Raw genomic sequence first — 19,313 nt, 5'->3', positions numbered from 1 at the left:
GCCTACTTCTGATCCTTGGGGATCACGTTGATCCCGCCGGACACCTCCAGCACGGCGTATTTGATCTGATCCAGCCGCTCGAGGCCCTGCTTCTCGCGGGCGGCGTGCAGGATGTCCTCGACCCCGACCCGCGCCTTGCGCATCTCGCGCTCCAGCAGACGGCCGTCGGCCACCAGCACGGTCGGCACGCCGTCGACCAGCTTCTCGACGAAGCGCGAGCGGTCCTTCAGCAGCGAAAGGGCGATGTTCAGGAAGATCAGGGTGGAGATCACCAGCACGCCGTTGGTGACCGAGAAGTCGTCCCCGATCATCGCGTTCTGGGTGGCCTCGCTGATGATCAGCAGCAGGACGAAGTCGAACGTGGTGATCTGACCCAGGGCGCGCCGGCCGGCCACCCGGAAAAGCAGCATCAGGACGAAGTAGACGGCGGCGGCGCGCAGCACGGAGTCCATGGGCGGACCTCAGGGAAACACGAAGGTCGAGATCTCGACCCGCGGCTCGCCGCGCAGGCCGACCTCGGCGCGAATCGGAAAGCCCGGACGCCGCGGCCGCAGGTGCAGGGTCACCCGCTGCTCCGCCTGCCCCGGCCCCGGCTCGAAGTCCAAACTGACCCCGCCCCGGTGCGGACGCTGGGCGACCGGCTCCGGCTGGATGCTCTCGATCAGGAAATCACGGGAGAAGTCGCCGTCGATCTCGACCGTCGCCCGCCGATCGCCCCGCACCCGCAACTCCAACTCGTCGGCCGATTCCATGCGCGCGAACCGCGGATAGTCGACGCTGAGTCCGCCTTCGGGCGTGCGCGTCTGGGCGCGGCTGAACGGTCCGTTTCCGAACACCCCCGCCACCGCGGCCAGCAGGAGCAGCAGCATGATGGCCCAGCCGACCCGCTCCGCGGTCCAGGCGACGTCCTGGAAGCCGGGATCCTCGTCGATCTCGAGGTCGCCGTGCTTTTGGAGGACTTTCTGGGCCATCGCCGTTCCGCCTGTTCAGGGGCAGAACAGCCCAGCCGGAGGCCGGTTCCTCAGAGCGGAGGCGGCGTGCCCGCGGGCCGCTGGCCGGGCTCGCGCTTCAGCGTGCCCTCGACCTCCAGCTCGTGGCGGGCCTCCTTGGCGTCGCCCAGCGCCTGCACGGCCGGCCCGTTCAGGACCTGGCCCTCCACCGAGAACTGCGAGCCGTGGCAGGGGCAGTCCCAGCAGCCCTCGAAACCGTTCCAGTGCACCACGCAGCCCATGTGGGTGCACACGGCCGAGCGCACGTGCAACGCGCCCTCCATGTCGCGGTAGGCGGCCACCTTCTGGTTCTTCACCGCGACCACCGCGCCCTCGCCGGGCGGGATCAGCTCCACCGAGTTCAGCACCGCCGGCATCAGGTGCTCGGCGACGCCCTTCATCATCGGGACCTGTTCTTTGATGTAGCCGCCCAGCCCCCGCGCGCTGGCGCGGGCCGGGGCGTAGACCTCGGCCCAGTCGCTGTGCCGGCCCATCATCATGTCACGCAGGATCAGCGAGGCGGCCACGCCGGTGGTCATGCCCTCGCCGCTGTCGCCGCAGACCAGATAGACCGCGCCGTGGAAGTGGGGGCTGACGCCGATGTAGGGCACGTGGTCGTAGGGTTCGTAGACCTGGCCGGACCAGGCGTAGAGCACCGGCCCCATCTGCGGCCAGCGGGCCCGCGCCCAGCTCTCCAGCCGGCGGATCCGCTCGGCCCCGTCGTCGGCCTCGCCGGTGTGGTGGTCCTCGCCGCCCACGATCAGCAGGTCCTCCTTCGCGCCCGGCTGCAGCCGCACATAGTGGTAGGCCGGCCGCTGGGTGTCCCACAGGAGCACGTCCGGCGCGCCGCCCTTCGGCACGGCCGCGGCCAGGGCGTAGGTGCGGTAGGGCGCCTCCTTGGTGTGGATCGGCGACTTCAGGTGGAAGGGCGTGTTGGTGGCCACCACCATCTGGCGCGCGGTGATCACAGCCCCGCTCTGGGTGTGCGCGCGCAGGTGGCCGTCCTGGTTGGCGAGGTCGACCATCGGGGTCTCGTCGCACAGGCGTGCGCCGCGGCGGCGCAGAGCCTCGACCAGGCCGGCCATGTACTTGGTCGGATGGAAACGGGCCTGGTTCGGGAAACGGATGGCCGCCTCGCTCAGCCAGGGCAGCGCGCCCGGCTCCAGCAGCTCGGCGCCGGTCAGGCCCGCCTCGCGGGCGGCTGGAACCTCGCGCGCCAGCTTCTGCCGATCGCCGGCCGAAGCGGCGACCAGGAAGGCGTCGACCCGGGCGAAGTCGCAGTCGATCCCCTCCTCCGCGCAGATCGTCTCGATGCGGTCGATGGCGGCGGCCTGGCTCTCGTAGTATTGGCGCGCGCCGGCCCGGCCGCGCTTGGCGATCAGCTCGCTGAAAAAGTCGTCGCTCTCGGCGCACAGGTGGGCGGTGGTGCGCGCGCTCTGGCCGCGGGCGAAGCGGCCACGGTCTACGACCGTGACCTGGCGGCCTTCGCGCGCCAGTTCGTAGGCGGTCGACAGGCCCGCTATGCCCGCGCCGATCACCAGCACGTCCGTGTGCGCGTCGCCGTGCAGCGCGCCCAGACGCGGGGCCGGCACCTCCATCCACAGCGACCGGCTGCGTTCCTGCTCGACGTTCATGGCGACCTCCGCACTCCGACGGAAGCTTGAACCGAAGCCGGTCGGACGGGTTCCGGGCGCCTCCATGTTCGACGAACAGAGGAATTTTACTTTTTGGGTGGAGGCTCTCGCCCGAGCTTGGAGACCCTTTTGCCCGGACTGACGCCGATCGCCCTGACCGCGCCTGCGGCGACGCTCACGGTCGTCGCGCTGCTTTGCGGCGCGGCGTGCCTGAGCGCGCTGCGCATCCTGGCGCGCGCACGGCTGGCGACGGGGTCGTTGAAGGCCACCTGGATCGCCTATGCCGGAATCGCCGGCGGGGTCGGCGCCTGGGCCGTGCACTACGCCTTGCTGCTGGGCGGCCACGGGCTGGCGAGCGGTTACGAGGCGTCCGCCACCGGAGGGTCGCTGTGCCTGGCGGTCGGCGGCATGACCGCCGCCTTCGCCGTCGTCGCCCTGACCGCCAGCGTCGAAGCCTTCATCGCCGCGGGCCTGACCGCAGGCGTGGCGGTCGCCGGCAGCTGCTACCTGGGCCTGTCCGGCGCGGTGGTGGACGGCGAGCTGGTGTTCCACCGCGCGGCGGTGATTTTGTCGGTGCTCGCGGCCGCCGGCCTCTCCACGCTGGCCCTGTTCGTCGCGGGGCGTTCGCAGAACTTCTGGCGCCAGCTGGCCGGCGCGGTCCTGCTGGCCTCCGCCCTGATCCTCACCGCGCGGCTGAGCCTGCAGAGCGCCTGGGTCGACCTGAACGGGCCGGCGGCCAATTCCGACGCCCTGCTCGACGACCTGGCCCTGCGCATGGTGGTGATCGGCTTCTGCCTGCTGGTCGTGGTGGGCGGCGCCGGCTCCAGCATCATCTACGCCCGCTCCAAGCAGTCCGCGGCCGAAAAGCTGCGCGCGGCCATCGAGGCCCTGCCGGCGGGCCTGGGCTTCTACGACGCCGAAGACAGGCTGGTGGTCTGGAACCGCCAGTACGCCGAGATCGCCGGCCCCTGCCGCGACCTGCTGGCGGTCGGCGCGCCGTTCAGCAAGCTGCTCGAACGCGACCTGGCGAAGGGCAACTACCGCGACGCGCTGGGCCGCGAGGAGGCCTGGCTGGCCGAGCGGCTGGCCGGCCGCGCGCGCGGCGACTCCACCGAGGAACAGCAGCTGGCCGACGGCCGCTGGCTGCGGGTCGAGGACCGCCGCACCGCCGACGGCGGCGTGGTCACCATCGGCGTCGACATCACCGATCTGAAGCAGAACGCCGAGACCCTGGCCCGCGCCCGCGAGGAAGCCGAGGCCGCCAACCGGGCCAAGAGCGAATTCCTGGCCAATATGAGCCACGAGATCCGCACGCCGCTGAACGGTGTCGTGGGCGTGGCCGACGTGCTGGCCGGCACACGGCTGGATCCGCGCCAGGCCGAGATGCTGGACGTGATCCGCTCCTCGGCGCGCACGCTGGAGCGGCTGCTGTCGGACGTGCTGGACCTGGCCCGGGTCGAGTCCGGCCGGCTGGAGGTCGAGGCCCACCCGTTCCACCTGGGCGAGGCGGTCCGCTCGGTCGCCGGCCTGAGCGAGGCGCACGCGCACGAGAAGGGCGTGGCGCTCAAGGTCGAGCTGCCCCCGGAGGCCGACCGCCGCGTGGTCGGCGACGTGGTGCGGCTGAAGCAGATCCTGACCAACCTCGCCTCCAACGCCGTGAAGTTCACCGACGCCGGCGAAGTCGTCATCGCCGTCGAAGCGGTCGGCCCCGGCGCCTGGCGGCTGTCGGTGCGCGACACCGGCGTCGGCTTCGACCCGGCCGCCAAGGACCGGGTGTTCGGCCGCTTCCAGCAGGCCGACGGCTCCATCACCCGCCGCTTCGGCGGCACGGGCCTGGGCCTCAGCATTTCGCGCCAACTGGCCGAGCTGATGGGCGGCGAACTGGACTGCGACTCCGTCCCGGGCGAAGGCTCGACCTTCTTCCTGACCCTGACCCTGCCGGAGGCGCCGGCCGAGGCCGAGCCGCCCGCCGCCGAACCCGTCGCGACCGAGCCGGAAGCGCGGCCCATGCGGGTCCTGCTGGCCGACGACCATCCGACCAACCGCAAGGTGGTGGAGCTGATCCTGGCCGGGGCCGGGGTCGAGCTGATCTCCACCGAGAACGGCGCCCAGGCGGTCGAGGCCTTCCAGGCCGGCCGCTTCGACGCGGTGTTGATGGACATGCAGATGCCGGTGATGGACGGGCTGTCCGCCACCCGCGAAATCCGCCGTCTGGAGGCGCAGAGCGGCGCGGAGCCGGTGCCGGTGGTGATGCTGACCGCCAACGCCCTGCCAGAGCACGTCGAGGCGGGCCGCGCCGCCGGCGCGAACCGGCACCTGTCCAAGCCGATCACCGCCGCCGGCCTGATCGCCGTGCTCTCCGACCTGGCCGACGAGGCCGAGCGCCGGCGCGAGGCGGCCTAGAGCCCTTCGCCAGTGGATTCTAGAACGCCGGCGGGACCGTGGACGGCGCCGACGGCGGCGCCATGTGCCCCATCGCCTCCGGCGGGGTCGGGGCCATGTAGTGGTGCATGTTGACCATGATCCAGATCGAGCCGATCACCAGCAGGCCGACCATCATCACGCCGAAGGCCAGGGCCAGCACGTTGTTGGTGTTGTCCGGTCCGGTGGTGATGTGCAGGAAGAACACCAGGTGGACGCCCATCTGGGCGATGGCCAGCACGATCAGGGCGACCGGCAGGGACGGCCCCCAGACCAGGCCGAGCGCCGGCAGGATGAAGGAGCCGACGGTCAGGATGGTCGCCAGCGCCAGGCCGATCGAATAGTTCATCACCCAGTGGCCGGCGCTCTCGGGCGGCTCGTCGCCGGGCGCGTGGTCGTGCTCCAGGTCGTGGGGATCGTAGTCGAGCTCGCTCATGTGGCGGCTCCCATCAGATAAACGACCGTGAACAGCGCGACCCAGATGATGTCCAGCGCGTGCCAGAACAGGTTGAAGCAAAGCAGGCGGTGCTGGACCATCCGGCTGAAGCCCTTGGCCTGCACCTGGGCCATCATGGTCCCCAGCCACAGCAGCCCCACGAACACGTGCGCGCCGTGCAAGCCGACCAGGCTGAAGAAGGCGCTCAGGAAGGCGCTGCGCTGGGGCGTGGCGCCCTGGGCGGCGAAACCGATGAACTCGTCGATCTCGAGATAGAGGAAGGTGGCGCCGAGGAGGCCGGTGATCAGCAGGAAGATCTGCGTCCACAGGCGGTTCTTGGCCACCGAGGCGGCGAAGGACAGGCCGCAGACGAAGCTGGACAGCAAGAGGCAGCCCGTCTCGATCGCCACCCGCGGCAGCTCGAACAGCTCCCGCCCGGTCGGCCCGCCGGCCGTGGCGTTCATCAACACCGCGTAGGCGGCGAAGAACGCCGAGAACATCACGATGTCGCTGAGCAGGAAGATCCAGAAGCCGTAGCCGACGATGATGCGGCTGTTGGCGGGACCGGTCTCGCCGTGGCCGGCGCCCATCACCGGGGCGCCCTCGCCGTGGCCGCGGTGGCCCAGCCGGTGAGGGTCTTCGCGGACGCGCCGGACGGCTTCGACGCTGGCGGGGACGATGTCGCTCATGCCGGCTTCCCCTGTTCGCGGGCGACGCGCTCCAGGATGGCGCGGCGCGCGGCCCGGCGGGCGCGGTCGATGCGGGCCACTTCCTCAGCCGGGATCTCGAACTCGTGGATGTCGCGCCAGGCGAACCAGACGAAGCCGGCGAAGGCGCAGACCAGGCCCAGGATCACCAGCCACCAGATGTGCCAGATGAGCGCGAAGCCGGTGACGGAGGCGAAGAAGGCGGTGATCACGCCGACCGGGCTGTTCAGCGGCATGTGGATCGGCTTGTAGACCGGCTCCGGCCCCAGGCGCTGGGTTTCGATGGCGCGGGTCTTGATGCCCCAGTAGGCCTCCTCGCCCTCGACGTTGGGGATGACGGCGAAGTTGAACATGGGCGGCGGCGAGGGCGTGGCCCACTCCATCGAGCGGCCGTCCCAGGGATCGCCGGTGACGTCGCGCAGCTTGTCGCGGTCGCGGATGCTGACCAGCAGCTGGATCACCTGGCAGACCACGCCGACCACCAGGATCGCCACCCCGGCCACCGACACGTAGAGCATCGGCGCCCACTCGGGGTAGTTGATGTGTTGGAGCCGCCGCGTCATGCCCTGCAGGCCCAGGACGTAGAGCGGCGTGAAGGTCACCCAGAAGCCGACGAAGGCGAACCAGAAGGCCGCCTTGCCCCAGCCCGGGTGCAGGCGGAAGCCGAACGCCTTCGGGAACCAGTACTCGAGCGCCGCGAACACCGCGAACACCACGCCGCCGATGATCACGTTGTGGAAGTGGGCGACCAGGAACATGGAATTGTGGGTCACGAAGTCGGCCGGCGGGATGGCCAGCAGCACGCCGGTCATGCCGCCGATCACGAAGGTGACCAGGAAGCCCATCGACCACAGCATGGGCACCTCGAACCGGACCCGGCCGCCGTACATGGTGAAGATCCAGTTGTAGATCTTCACCCCCGTGCCGACCGCGATCACGCTGCTGGCGATGCCGAAGAAGGTGTTCACCGCCGGGCCGGCGCCCATGGTGAAGAAGTGGTGCAGCCACACCATGCAGGAGACCACCACGATGAACAGGGTGGCGGCGACCATGGAGCGATAGCCGAACAGGGGCTTGCCCGAGAAGGTCGAGAAGATCTCCGAGAAGATGCCGAAGGCCGGCAGCACCAGGATGTAGACCTCGGGGTGTCCCCAGGCCCAGATCAGGTTCACGAACATCATCTGGTTGCCGCCAGCCTCGTTCGTGAAGAAGTGGAACCCGAAGTACCGGTCCAGGGTCAGCATCGCCAGGGTGGCGGTCAGGATCGGGAAGACGGCGACGATCAGCAGGTTGGACGCCAGCGTGGTCCAGCAGAACATCGGCATGCGCAGGTAGCTCATGCCTGGCGCGCGCATCTTCAGCACCGTGGTGACCAGGTTCACCCCGGTCATCAACGTGCCTATCCCGGATATCTGTACGGCCCACAGGTAGTAGTCCACGCCGACCCCGGGCGTGTAGGTCGTCTCGCTGAGCGGCGGATAGGGCAGCCAGCCGGTGCGCGCGAACTCGCCGACGAACAGGGAGACGTTGACCAGGAGGGCGCCGGCCGCGGTCAGCCAGAATCCGACCGAGTTCAGCGTCGGGAAGGCGACGTCGCGCACCCCCAATTGCAGCGGCATGACGTAGTTCATCAGGCCGATGACCAGCGGCATCGCCCCGAAGAAGATCATGATCGTCCCGTGGGCCGAGAAGATCTGGTTGTAGTGCTCGGGCGGCAGGTAGCCGGTGGACTCGCCGATCGCCGCGGCCTGCTGCGTGCGCATCATGATCGCGTCGGCGAAGCCGCGGATCAGCATGACCACCCCCAGCAGGATGTACATGATGCCGATGCGCTTATGGTCGACGCTGGTGATCCACTCGTCCCAGATGTAACGCCAGTGGCCCTTGGCCACGACCCAACCGATCACGCCCAGCAGGATCAGGACGACCACCACCGAGGTGATCATCGGGATGGGCTCGTGCAGCGGGACGGCCGCCCAGGACAGCTTGCCGAACATCTAGTTCTCCCCGGAGGCCGGCGTCGTCTCGCGCCCGTATTGCGCCACCGGGCCCGGGCCGGGCGGCGCCTGACGGGTGGCGATGACGTTGAACAGGTCCGGCTGCACCGCGCCGAAGGTGAAGGGCCTGGTGTCGCGGCTCTGGCGGGTCAGCCCGGCGTAGGTTGTCTGGTCGAGCACCGGCCCCGCGCCGCGCGTCGACGCCACCCAGCCCGCATACTGGTCGGCCGGCAGGCTGCGGACCCTGAAGGTCATGTCCGAGAAGCCGTCGCCGCTGAACTGGCCGGAAATGCCGCGGAACTCGCCGGGCTGGTCCGCCTGCAGGTGCAGCTGCGAGACCATGCCGTTCATGGCGTAGATCATCGACCCCAGCTGGGGGACGAAGAAGGTGTTCATCACGCTCGACGAGGTGATCGAGAAGTGCACCGGCCGTCCGGCCGGGATCACCAGCTCGTTGACGGTGGCCACGCCCTCTTCGGGGTAGATGAACAGCCAGCGCCAATCCAGCGAGACGACCTGGACCTCGACCGGCTTCTGGTCCGATTCCAGCGGCCGGAACGGATCGAGCCGGTGCGAGCCGATCCAGATCTCGCCGCTCAGGAACATGATCACCAGGATCGGGATGGCCCAGACCACCGCCTCGATGCGTCCCGAGAACGACCAGTAGGGCAGGTACTCGGCCTTGGTGTTCGAGGCCCGATAGCGCCAGGCCATCCACAGGGCCAGCAGGATGGTCGGGATCACGATGAACAGCATGATCAGGGTCGCGTCGACGATGATCTGACGGTTGCCCTGGCCGACCGGCCCCTTGGGATCCATGACGCCGCCGGCGCAGCCGCCCAGCAGCAGGGTCGCGACCGCCGCCGCGGCCGAGACGGCCCCGCTAGCGCCTGGTTTGCAGGAGGGGATGAGTTTCACCGCACGCGCCCGCTAAGCCTCTACTGAACCGGGGCGGACGTGAAAACGCACGCGGCCCTTCAAGCGCGCCGAACCGGCGCGGGCCGGGGTTCGTTCCTTCGAGGGTCAGGCGGAGCCCTGGAGGCCGTTAGGCCAGCGGCAGTTCCGCCCGCGCGCTCAGGCCGCCTTCGGGGCGGTTGGCCAGGCGGATGTCGCCGCCGTGGGCGCGGGCGATGGAGCGCGCCACCGCCAGACCAAGGCCGACCCCGCCGGTGTCGCGGCTGCGCGAGGGCTCGACCCGGTGGAAGGGTTCGAACACCCGTTCCAGCTCGGCCTCCGGCAGGCCGGGGCCGTCGTCCTCGACGGTGAGCACGGCCAGCCCGTCCTCGACGCTCAGGGTCACGCGGGCGGCGGCGCCGAACTTGGCGCCGTTCTCGACCAGGTTGGCCAGCATCCGGCGCAGGCCGACCGGATCGCCGAAGACCGTGGCGGCCTCGGCGTTGGTCAGGCTCGCGGCCACGCCGGTCTCGGCCAGGTCGTCGACCACGGCGGCGGCCAGGGCGGCGAGGTCCAGCGGCGCGCGGGTCTCCCGCACGGTCTCGCCGCGCACGAAGGCCAGGGCCTGGCTGATCATGCCGTCCATCTCGGCCACGTCGGCGGCCATCTTCTCGCGCGCTTCCTCCGGCGCCGCCTCCAGCCGGAAGCGCAGGCGCATCAAGGGCGTGCGCAGGTCGTGGGCGATGGCCGCGATCATCGATGTGCGCTCCTCCAGATAGGCGCGCAGCTTGTCCTGCATGTCGTTGAAGGCGGCCGCGGCGGCGCGCACCTCGGCCGGGCCGTCGGCGGCCATCGGCGGGGCCTTCGGGTCGGCGCCCAGCCGCTCGGCCGCGTCGGCGAAGGCGCCGATCGGGCGGGTCAGGCGACGCGCCAGCAGCCACGCCAGAGGCGCGGCCAAGAGCGCGCTCAACCCGAAGCCCAGCAGCACCTGCCGCTGCCATTCGCTCAGCCACGGCGTGGCCGGCTCGACCACCAGCCAGCGCCCGTCGGCTCGCTGCAGGGCCGCGGCGAAGGGCGGGAACAGCAGCCGGTCGGTGAAGATCTCCAGCCGGCCCGGCTTGGGGCGTACCACCGCCGGGCCGTCGCCGGTCCAGGTGAAGGGCGCCGGCGCGGGTTCGCCCGCGCGCGCCTCCGGGGCGGTGCGGACGATCACCACCTCGCGGCGCTCTCCGCGCCCGACAAAGCCGGCGTGCAGGCGGTGGACGCGGCGCAGGTCGGGACCCAGGCGCACGTCGGCGCGCACGCTCTCGGGCCGCACACCCAGCTCGCGGGCCAGGGCCCGGGCGATCTCCGGCTCGATCAGGTCGGCGTGCGCGTCCGCTTCAAAGGCGGGCGGGGCGTCCTGCACGCGCACGTTCAGCCGCTGGCCGTTGCGGGCGGTGACCTCCTCGCCGCGCAGCGCGCGCGCCGCCTCGGTCACCGAGAAGCCGGCCGGCGGCGGCTCGGGCAGGTTCAGCACCACCCAGGCGTTGACCGCGCTGGCGGCCGCCAGGATGACCAGCACCAGGCCCAGCACCTGGGCGAACACGGGGGCGGAGGACAGGCGCAGGCGCGTCATCGGCGCGCCACCTCGGCGACGAACATGTAGCCTTCGCCGCGAATGGTGCGGATCAGGTCGGCGCCGGAGCCGTCGTCCAGCTTCTTGCGCAGTCGACTGACCTGCACGTCCACCGCGCGGTCGAACGCCTCGCTGGTCGGGCCGCGCGCCAGGTCCAGCAGCTGGTCGCGGCTGAGCACCCGCATGGGGCGCTCCAGCAGGGCGCGCAGCAGGTTGAACTCGCCCGACGACAGCTGGACGTTCAGGCCTCCGGGTGAGCGCAACTCGCGGCGCACCAGGTCGAGGCGCCAGCCCAGGAACTCCAGCCCCTGCGCGCTGGCGGCCGTCTCGGACGCCGGCTCGCCGCGGCGGCGCAGAACGGCGCGCACCCGGGCCAGCAGCTCGCGCGGATTGCAGGGCTTGGGCAGGTAGTCGTCCGCGCCCAGCTCGAGCCCGACAATGCGGTCGGTCTCCTCGCCCATGGCGCTCAGCATGATCACCGCCGGCCTCGCCCGTCCCGCCAAGCGACGGCAGATCGACAGGCCGTCCTCGCCCGGCAGCATCAGGTCCAGCACCACAAGGTCGGGGCCGAAGGCGGCCAGCTTGCGGTCCATCTCGATCGCGTCGGCGGCGGCGTCGACGCCGTAGCCGTGCCGTGCCAGGAATTCGGCCAGCACGTCGCGCACGCCCGGATCGTCGTCCACGATCAGCACGCGCGCGCCCGCCGCGACTTCCGCCGGTCTCGCCTCCATCCCCGTTCCATGCCCCGCGATCGTCTCGTGTGGATTTCAAGCGTGAAACAAATCGGGGGAAAAGCCGCGAATGCGCGCAGGCCGTGGAAATAACGGCGCAATACCGACCTGCTCCACTCCTCCCGACGCGGGCTTCGACCCGCCGCACATCGGGAGAGACCTCGGATGAAACTGACCCTCGCTCTGGCCGGGCTCGGCCTGGCCCTGGCCGCCACCGCCGCCTCGGCCGACGAGCCCGCGCCGAAGGTGCAGGTCGAGCGCCACGTCATGGTGATCGGCGACGGCGCCGGTCCGGGCAAGCTGGACAAGAACGGCGACGGCGAAATCACGCGCGACGAGTTCATGGCGCCCCACGCCGACATCTTCGCCCGTCTGGACGCCGACAAGAACGGCAAGCTCTCCAAGGCCGAGCTCGAGAAGGGCGCCAGCTGGACCAGCGAGGACGGCTCTGAGCGCCAGGTGTTTATCCACGGCCCGGGCGGTCCGGGCGGCCCCGGCGGTCACGGCCCGATGATGTTCATGGGCGGCCCCGGCGGTCCGGGCGGTCCCGGCGGCCCGGGCGAGCGGCGCGTCGAGATCATCCAGCTCGACCACGCCGGCCACGGCCCGGGCGAACTGGACGCTGACAAGGACGGCAAGGTCTCCTTCGAGGAGTTCGCCGCGCCGATGAAGCAGGCGTTCGAGGCCATGGACGCCGACAAGTCGGGCTTCCTGGAGGAGGGCGAGCGCGCCAAGGGCCCGATGCGCTTCGAGAAGCGGGTCGAGAAGTCCGAGACCAAGTAAGGCCCTGAGGCGCTCCGCGTTTCGCCAGGCGTCGGAGCGCCTCTCTTTCCCCGCAACGAAGCGCAATACGCGAACCGGCTTCACCGTAGGCCCCGGCTGGGCCTAGATTGCCCCCGAACCGGCGCGGCCTGCGCCGAGAAGAACAAAGTACTCGGGGGAACCATGGCGTTCTGGAATCGGACCAAGCCGATCGACACGGCGCACGAACAGGAAGGCGCGCATCAGCTGCGCAAGACGCTCAGCTGGCCGCACCTGGTGGCGCTGGGCGTCGGCGCCATCGTCGGCACCGGCATCTACACCCTGATCGGCACCGGCGCGGGCCTGGCCGGCCCGGGCGTCATCCTGTCCTTCGCCATCGCCGGCGTCGTCTGCGTGTGCGCCGCGCTGGCCTACGCCGAAATGGCGACCATGATCCCGGCCTCGGGCAGCGCCTACACGTACACCTACAGCGTCCTGGGCGAGCTGCTGGCCTGGATCGTCGGCTGCAGCCTGATCCTGGAATACACCGTGGTGTGCAGCGCCGTGGCGGTCGGCTGGGCCGGCTACGCCAACGGCTTCCTGGAGTCGGTGGGCGTGCACCTGCCGACCTGGCTGTCGACCGGCTGGATGGCCGACCACCACTTCGGCGAGACCTTCGCCTTCGATCCGAACAAGGGCCTGATCAGCCTGCCGGCGGTGTTCATCAGCATGGCGGTCGCCGGCCTGCTGGCGCTGGGCACCCGCGAGAGCGCCACGGTCAACAGCGTGCTGGTCCTGTTCAAGATCGCCGCCCTGGCCGTGTTCGTGGCCATCGCCCTGCCGCACTTCGACCCGGCCAACTTCCAGCCGTTCATGCCGAACGGCTTCCTGGCCCATGACGGCGTCCGCCCCGACGGCACCACCGGCAAGGTCGGCGTGATGGCCGCCGCGGCGATCATCTTCTTCGCCTTCTACGGCTTCGACGCGGTCTCCACGGCCGCAGAGGAGACCAAGAACCCCAAGCGCGACCTGACCATCGGCATCGTCGGCTCCATGGCCGTCTGCACCGTGCTCTACATGCTGATCGGCGCCGCGGCGCTGGGCGCCATGCACTTCGACGACTTCGCCAAGAGCACCGAGCCGCTGGCCCTGATCATGCGCACCCTGGACCAGCCGATGGCCGCCAAGATCGTGGCGGGCGCGGCGGTGGTGGCCCTGCCGACCGTGATCCTGGCCTTCATGTACGGCCAGAGCCGGATCTTCTTCGTGATGGCCCGCGACGGCCTGCTGCCCCATGGCCTCAGCAAGGTCAGCGCCAAGACCGGCACGCCGGTGGTGATGACCTTCGTGACCGCCATCGTGGTGTCGGTGATCGCCGGCGTCTTCCCGCTGGGCGAGATCGCCTCGGTCGCCAACGCCGGCACGCTGGCCGCCTTCATCGCCGTGGCGGTGAGCATGATGGTGCTGCGGGTCAAGGATCCGAGCCGTCCGCGCGTGTTCAAGGCGCCGCTGCCCTGGGTGATCGGTCCGGTCGCCGTGCTGGGTTGCCTGTACCTGTTCACCAGCCTGAGCGCCGTCGCCCAGAAGGCGTTCTTCATCTGGAACGGCATCGGCTTGGTCGCCTACTTCGCCTTCGCCATGTGGAACAGCCGGCTGGCCAAGCAGGCCGCCTGACCCGGGCGACCGCCGCAAAAGACTACGGCGCGGACCGCAAGGCCCGCGCCGTTTTCGTTTCAGGACCCCGCTACAGCTCGAGGAATCAGGGCTTGTCCTTCAACGCCTTGATCTCGTCCTCGGTCAGCTTGCGCATGGCGCGAACCGGGCAGACGTCGGGGCCCATGCCCTGCTGCGGCACGATCAGGTCGAGGTCGATGCCTTCGCACACGAAGCTGCCGCCGCGCGCGCGCAGGCCCAGGCGCTGCGACCAGTCGACGTTCGGGCAGCGCCCGAGCATCTGCAGCTCGAACACGTCCTTGGCGCCGGTGCGGACATAGACCTTGTCCTCGCCGTCGGCGGAGAAGTTGCGCACCTGGTCGGTGTGGAAGCAGGCCCGCTTGGGCTTGGCCTCGGCGGAGGCCGGCTTGGCCCCGTCGGCCGCGCAGGCGGTGGCGACGAGCGCTCCCAAGGCGGCGGTGAGCACGAGAAGCTTATGACGCATGCTGGTTTCCCCTAGGTCCCCACCCTGCGGGAGATCATAGGTCTTCCAGCTTCACCGTGGAAGCGAACCGCGACGCCTGCAACCGCCCGGCCAGATCGGCCGGCAGGGGCGAAGGCGCGCCGCAGGCGAGGGCCGCGACGTGCTCGGCCAGCAGCGGCGCGGCCGCGAAGCCGCGCGAGCCCAGCCCGCCCAGCATGAACAGCCCCTCGCCCACCGCGCCGCACACGGGCAGGCGGTCGGGGGTGACGGCGCGCACCCCGGCCCGGCCGCTCAGGCCCGCGGCGGCGCTGGCCTGGGCCAGGGCGGGCAGAACCCGCGACAGGGTCTCCAGATTGCGCTTGTTGTCCGCCGTGGCGGCCGAGGTTGCGGCCTCGCCGCGGTCGTGGGTGGCGCCGAACAGCACGCCCGTGCGGGTCGGGGCCGCATAGCCGCCCCAGGCGACCGCCGAGCCGATCCGCACGCCCTCGGCGACGGTGACCTGGCCGCGAACGGGGGACAGAGGCGCGTCGACCAGAGCCGCGCCGGCCCAGCCGCCGGCCAGGCAGACGGCCTCGGCCTCGGCGATCACGCCGCCGGCGGCGTCCAACAGGCGCCAGACGCCCTCGACCTCTTCCAGGCGGGCGACCTCGGCCGTGATCCGCGGCGCGCCCGCCGTCCAGGCGCGCACGACCGCGGCCGGCTCGACCGTCAGGGCGTCGCGCAGGAACAGGCCGCCGCGCGCGACCGGCTCGCCCAGGCGCGCCGAGGCCGCCTCCGGGGTCAGGCGTTCCACCCCGCCCTCCGGCCACAGGGGCTGCTCGGCGATGCGGTCGAACCGCGACGCGTCGCGGTCGGTGTTCTCCAGTTGGACCACGCCGCGGGCGATCACCGCGTCGTCGCCGTAAAGCTGGCCGGCCCGCTCGAAGGCCTGGGCGTAGAAGGCGGCGATCGGGCCGCCGCCCGCGTCGAAGCGCGGGGTGACCAGGGCGGCCGGATTGCCCGAGGCGCCGGGCGCGCCGGCGTCGACCAGGGTCGGCGTCACGCCCAGCGCCCTGAAGGCGCGGACCAGCGAGGCCCCGGCGATGCCGCCGCCGACCACCGCCACGCGGGCGGGCGCGGCGGCCGGCTGGGGCGCGCCGGCGAACACGGCTTCCAGCCGCTCGCGCTTGCGGCCGTGGCCCGGGCGTTTGGCGATCTCGATGCCCTGGGCCTGCAGGCCCCGCCGCACGGCGCCCGCCACGGTGAAGGTCGCGGCGCGCGCGCCCGGGGCCGAGCGGGCGGCCACGGCGGCCAGCACCTCGTCGCGCCACATGTCCGGATTGGTGGAGGGCGCGAAGCCGTCCAGGAACCAGGCGTCGGCCTTGCCCGACCAGGCCGCCAACGCCTCGGCCACGTCCATCACCGCCAGGTCCAGCGTCGCGCCGAATTCGGGCAGGTCCACGCGGTGGAAACCTGGCGTGCGCGCGGGCCAACGGTCCAACAGGGGCGCGGCGACCTCAGCCAGTTCGGGCCAGCGAGCGTGGGCGCGTTCGGCCTCCTCGCGGCGGATCGGGAAGCCTTCGATGGAGAAGATGTTGAGCCGGCCGCCCTCGGGGCGCTCGCGCCGCCACAGGTCCAGCAGGGCCAGGACGTTCAGGCCGGTGCCGAAGCCGAGCTCGCCGACGGTGAACTGTTCGCGCCCGGCCCAGGCGTCGGGCAGGCCGCAGCCGGCCAGGAAGACCGCGCGGGTCTCGGCCAGGCCGTCCTCGGCCGAGAAGTAGACGTCGCCGAACCGGCCGGAACGCGGGGCGCCGTCGTCGGACCAGACCAGGTCGGGATCACGCGGAGGGGCGGAAGACATCACACCAAAACAAAAGGGCCGCCCCGAAGGGCGGCCCTCGATCTCAAACCCGTGAGGGTGAAAGATTACTGCTTGGCAGCCGGGGCTTCGGCAGCGGCCGGAGCGGCAGCGGCGTCGGCGGCCGGAGCGGCAGCGGCGTCGGCGGCCGGAGCAGCGGCGTCAGCGGCCGGAGCAGCGGCGGCGTCGGCGGCCGGGGCTTCAGCGGTGGCTTCGGCGGTCGGCTCGGCGGCGGCCGGAGCTTCTTCTTTCTTTTGGCAAGCGGCGACCGACAGAGCGGCGATGGCGACGGTGGCGACGACGAGCTTACGGATCATGTTCCCAGGTCCCTTCAGAAGGTTAAGAGCGCCAGGATGGGAATCCCGTGCTCCAGCTACCGAATATCGCGAGTTCCATCACACTCGCAAGAGGCGATTTCACGGATGCGTGATTGCGGCGCAGGTTGTTGCGCGTTTCCTTCGCCCGTTGCGGGACTATGGCGAAATTCGGGAAGCGTCCTCAATCCGCCTGTCCCGACGAAAGTCGGGACCCAGATTCATCCGCGACGTCGGCGGGCTTCACCTGGACCCCGACTTCCGTCGGGGCACACGGAGAAACAGGGCCAGCCATTTCTCCGCGATCCGGCCAGGGAAGACGGGGGTTAAGCCGCCTGGGCCACGTCCTGCGGCTGGGCGTTGAGCGCCTCTTCCAGCTCCAGGAAGCTGGGCTGGACGGGCGAGGGCACGTGGCCGCGGCCGATCTCGACCGAGATCTGGGCGGCGTTGCCGTGCAAGTGGGCGACCAGCACCGCCTGGATGATCTTGTAGACCGAGCCGTCCTCGTCGACGACCTCCTTCAGGCGCGTGGCCATCGGGCCGACCAGGCCGTAGGCCAGGAACACGCCCAGGAAGGTGCCGACCAGAGCGCCGCCGATCATGCCGCCCAGCACTTCCGGCGGCTCGGTGATCGAGCCCATGGTCTTCACCACGCCCAGGACGGCGGCGACGATGCCCAGCGCCGGCAGGGCGTCGGCCAGGTTCTGAAGGGCGTGGGCCGGGGCCTGCGCCTCGTGATGGTGCTTCTCGAGCTGCTTCTCCATCGCGTCCTCGACCTGGTGGGGATCCTCCAGGTTCATGGTCATCATGCGGATGGTGTCGCAGATGAAGTCGACCGCGAAGTGGTCCTTCATCACCTTGGGGAAGCGGGTGAAGATCGCGCTCTCGTGCGGGTTCTCGATGTGGCTCTCCAGGGCGATGACGCCCTTGGCCTTCATCGTCTTGGTGAGCACGAACATCAGCGAGAGCAGGTCGCGATAGTCGCTGCCCTTCCACTTCGGGCCGGCGAAGACCTTGCCGAAGCCGCCCATGGTGGCCTTGAGCGTCGAGGTCTTGTTCGAGATCAGGAACGAGGCGACGCCGGCGCCGCCGATGGCCATCATCTCGTGCGGCAGGGCGTGCATGATCACGGCCATGTTGCCGCCGGAGATGATGTAGCTGCCGAACACCATCGCGAACAGCACGACGATGCCGATGATCTGGAACATGGGAACGGCCCGAGCTTAGGTTCGCCGGCGACCCTGCCCGTTAATCATTAAGGGGCGGTTGCGCCCGAAGGGGCGGATCGCGACGGCGACCCGCCCCGCCGGTTCGGCGCGGTCAGCGCACGATCGGCCCCTGCTCGGCGCCGTCCACGCCGTTGAGACGCAGGGTGCTCCCGTCGACGACGCAGGCGTTCACCCGCCAGCTCTGCGGGATCTGGCTCATCAGCGGCGACAGCCGGTTTAGGGACGCCCGTGCGCCCGGGACCGTGAACCGGTGATCCTGAGCCAGGGCGCTGGTGAAATCGCGGCCGGTGACGGCGGCCTGCACGGCGTGGAGCGCCAGGGCGATGTCGCCGGTGTAGTTCTGCGAATCCAGCCTGACATTGCTAGGCCGTACGGTGGACGGCCCCAGCACCACGGGCGCGCCGCCGTTCAGCGGAATGCGGATCGTGGTCACGGCCTCGAGGTCGAAGTCGAGCGAGAACTCCGGATCGCTCCAGGCGCCGAACGCCGACGGCGTGGTCACGTGGAACAGGAAGGTGTTGCCCGGCAGGACGGTGCGCAGGCGCAGCGTGTCGTCGCAAACCGACACCACTTCGGCCCGGAAGCTGCAGGCGGTCGACAGCTGCATGCGCGCGTCGGAGCGGATGCTGAAGCCGCGCATTTGGGGATTAGCCTCGGCGCGGATCAGCTGTTTGGCGGCTTCGTTCGCCACGCCCCGGTTCCTCAGCCACTCCGCGCAGACCGCGTTCTCGCTGAGGAAGTTGGAATCGCCGCCCAGCCGCCGCCCGTTGACCGCGACGTCCATGCCCGTCACCAGCACGGCCCCGAAGGATTTGGGCAGGGCCAGCGCGTCGACCGCCGCGCCGGACTTGACCACCTTCACGCCGGTGTCCGGCGCCCACAGGATGTAGCCGCGCTCGAAGTTGCTGCGCCGGTACTTGCCGTCCTGGAACTCGTCGCTGGTGGGATAGCCGAGCTCGCCCCGCTCCCAGCCGCCGCGGGCCCAGGCGTCGCGGATCAGGCCGTAGACGGCGTGCGCGCCGGTCTGCGGCGTCCAGTAGATCGACGACTCCGGCCGCCCGGGCGCCTGCATGGCGCGGAAGTGGTTGTAGCGGCCGCGCCCGTCCGGCGTCGTCCGCTCGTCGGTGATCGGATAGCCGAACTCCGTGCGCCCGAGCTCCCAGTGCTTGAGCGCGATGGCGCCCCAGACTGCGTAGGCCTCGCCGATTTCCGGGTGCCAGTAGATCACGCCTTCCTTGAACAGGTGGTAGCGGCCCCCGTAGGGCGCGTCCGTCTCGTTGCCGATGGCCGGCCCGAGCGCGCCGGCGGGGCCGCGGAGCGCGGCGTACTTCTCGCCGATCCGGCCGTACGGTTGAGCGGCGAAGGCCGCGCCCGACGTCAGGCCGAGCACGATCAGCGCCAACAAAAGCAAAGCTCTTCTCATCACAGTCCCCCGGTTGGAGCTTTCCGCCGGGCGAGCCGGCGGGGATTTGAGCGGTTGTTACGGGCTCAGCGCCGCAGGGTCGGGCGGTCCACCGGCGGCAGCGGCTGCGGGTTCAGCGCCGCGGGATTGTCCACCGGCGGCAGCGGCTGCGGGTTCAGCGCCGCGGGATTGTCCACCGGCGGCAGCGGCTGCGGGTTCAGCGCCG

General features: G+C 70.7%; 17 protein-coding genes. 3 read left to right on the top strand and 14 right to left on the bottom strand.

Going from position 1 to position 19,313, the window contains the following annotated elements:
- Positions 1 to 2: 2 nt before the first annotated feature.
- Genes H8B08_RS00090 through H8B08_RS00080 form a run of 3 tightly spaced genes read right to left on the bottom strand, consistent with a single transcriptional unit; the run spans position 3 to position 2,623 of the window.
- The gene (locus H8B08_RS00090) at positions 3 to 452 is read right to left on the bottom strand and encodes a DUF421 domain-containing protein (protein WP_187448204.1); all 450 of its coding nucleotides are present in this window, start codon (positions 450 to 452) and stop codon (positions 3 to 5) included.
- A 9-nt stretch (positions 453 to 461) separates the two neighbouring features.
- On the bottom strand, positions 462 to 971 hold the full coding sequence (locus H8B08_RS00085) for a hypothetical protein (RefSeq protein ID WP_187448203.1): 510 nt from the start codon (positions 969 to 971) through the stop codon (positions 462 to 464).
- A gap of 50 nt (positions 972 to 1,021) precedes the next feature.
- Entirely contained in the window at positions 1,022 to 2,623 is a 1,602-nt protein-coding gene (locus tag H8B08_RS00080) for an FAD-dependent oxidoreductase (RefSeq protein WP_187448202.1), read from the bottom strand.
- A 129-nt stretch (positions 2,624 to 2,752) separates the two neighbouring features.
- Between H8B08_RS00080 and H8B08_RS00075 the strand changes: the two genes are divergently transcribed.
- On the top strand, positions 2,753 to 5,026 hold the full coding sequence (locus H8B08_RS00075; RefSeq protein WP_187448201.1) for an ATP-binding protein: 2,274 nt from the start codon (positions 2,753 to 2,755) through the stop codon (positions 5,024 to 5,026).
- 19 nt (positions 5,027 to 5,045) lie between these two features.
- On the opposite strand, the gene cyoD is transcribed toward H8B08_RS00075, so the two are convergent.
- The 6 genes from cyoD to H8B08_RS00045 form a co-directional block, all read right to left on the bottom strand.
- The gene (gene cyoD, locus H8B08_RS00070) at positions 5,046 to 5,480 is read right to left on the bottom strand and encodes a cytochrome o ubiquinol oxidase subunit IV (protein ID WP_187448200.1); all 435 of its coding nucleotides are present in this window, start codon (positions 5,478 to 5,480) and stop codon (positions 5,046 to 5,048) included.
- Entirely contained in the window at positions 5,477 to 6,169 is a 693-nt protein-coding gene (locus H8B08_RS00065; protein ID WP_187448199.1) for a cytochrome (ubi)quinol oxidase subunit III, read from the bottom strand. The genes cyoD and H8B08_RS00065 overlap by 4 nt, the downstream gene beginning before the upstream one ends.
- Positions 6,166 to 8,184: a cytochrome o ubiquinol oxidase subunit I gene (cyoB, locus tag H8B08_RS00060; RefSeq protein WP_187448198.1), complete on the bottom strand. Its 2,019-nt coding sequence runs from the start codon at positions 8,182 to 8,184 to the stop codon at positions 6,166 to 6,168. Before cyoB ends, H8B08_RS00065 begins: the two co-directional genes overlap by 4 nt.
- A complete protein-coding gene (cyoA, locus tag H8B08_RS00055) occupies positions 8,185 to 9,102 on the bottom strand; it encodes a ubiquinol oxidase subunit II (RefSeq protein WP_222934239.1) in 918 nt (305 codons plus the stop codon).
- Between the two features lie 127 nt (positions 9,103 to 9,229).
- Entirely contained in the window at positions 9,230 to 10,696 is a 1,467-nt protein-coding gene (locus H8B08_RS00050; RefSeq protein ID WP_187448197.1) for an ATP-binding protein, read from the bottom strand.
- Positions 10,693 to 11,427: a response regulator gene (locus H8B08_RS00045; protein ID WP_187448196.1), complete on the bottom strand. Its 735-nt coding sequence runs from the start codon at positions 11,425 to 11,427 to the stop codon at positions 10,693 to 10,695. The genes H8B08_RS00050 and H8B08_RS00045 overlap by 4 nt, the downstream gene beginning before the upstream one ends.
- Before the next feature lie 165 nt (positions 11,428 to 11,592).
- Here H8B08_RS00045 and H8B08_RS00040 point away from each other — a divergent pair, with 165 nt between their 5' ends.
- A complete protein-coding gene (locus H8B08_RS00040) occupies positions 11,593 to 12,210 on the top strand; it encodes an EF-hand domain-containing protein (protein ID WP_187448195.1) in 618 nt (205 codons plus the stop codon).
- Positions 12,211 to 12,372: 162 nt separating this feature from the next.
- Entirely contained in the window at positions 12,373 to 13,842 is a 1,470-nt protein-coding gene (locus H8B08_RS00035) for an amino acid permease (protein WP_187448194.1), read from the top strand.
- An 85-nt stretch (positions 13,843 to 13,927) separates the two neighbouring features.
- On the opposite strand, the gene H8B08_RS00030 is transcribed toward H8B08_RS00035, so the two are convergent.
- The 5 genes from H8B08_RS00030 to H8B08_RS00010 form a co-directional block, all read right to left on the bottom strand.
- Positions 13,928 to 14,326 carry a DUF6491 family protein gene (locus tag H8B08_RS00030; protein ID WP_187448193.1) on the bottom strand — a complete coding sequence of 133 codons (399 nt, stop codon included), beginning with the start codon at positions 14,324 to 14,326 and terminating at the stop codon, positions 13,928 to 13,930.
- Between the two features lie 34 nt (positions 14,327 to 14,360).
- Complete coding sequence (mnmD, locus tag H8B08_RS00025; RefSeq protein WP_187448192.1) at positions 14,361 to 16,145, bottom strand: tRNA (5-methylaminomethyl-2-thiouridine)(34)-methyltransferase MnmD; 1,785 nt, start codon at positions 16,143 to 16,145, stop codon at positions 14,361 to 14,363.
- 65 nt (positions 16,146 to 16,210) lie between these two features.
- Positions 16,211 to 16,459 carry a hypothetical protein gene (locus H8B08_RS00020; protein WP_187448191.1) on the bottom strand — a complete coding sequence of 83 codons (249 nt, stop codon included), beginning with the start codon at positions 16,457 to 16,459 and terminating at the stop codon, positions 16,211 to 16,213.
- Positions 16,460 to 16,782: 323 nt separating this feature from the next.
- Positions 16,783 to 17,664, bottom strand: coding sequence for a flagellar motor stator protein MotA (gene motA / locus H8B08_RS00015; RefSeq protein ID WP_187448190.1), 882 nt, complete (start codon positions 17,662 to 17,664; stop codon positions 16,783 to 16,785).
- A gap of 112 nt (positions 17,665 to 17,776) precedes the next feature.
- Positions 17,777 to 19,108, bottom strand: coding sequence for an LGFP repeat-containing protein (locus H8B08_RS00010; RefSeq protein WP_187448189.1), 1,332 nt, complete (start codon positions 19,106 to 19,108; stop codon positions 17,777 to 17,779).
- Positions 19,109 to 19,313: the final 205 nt, after the last annotated feature.

The organism is Caulobacter sp. 17J80-11 (assembly GCF_014349105.1).
Lineage (GTDB): Bacteria > Pseudomonadota > Alphaproteobacteria > Caulobacterales > Caulobacteraceae > 17J80-11.
This window is presented reverse-complemented; position numbering and strand designations above follow the sequence as displayed.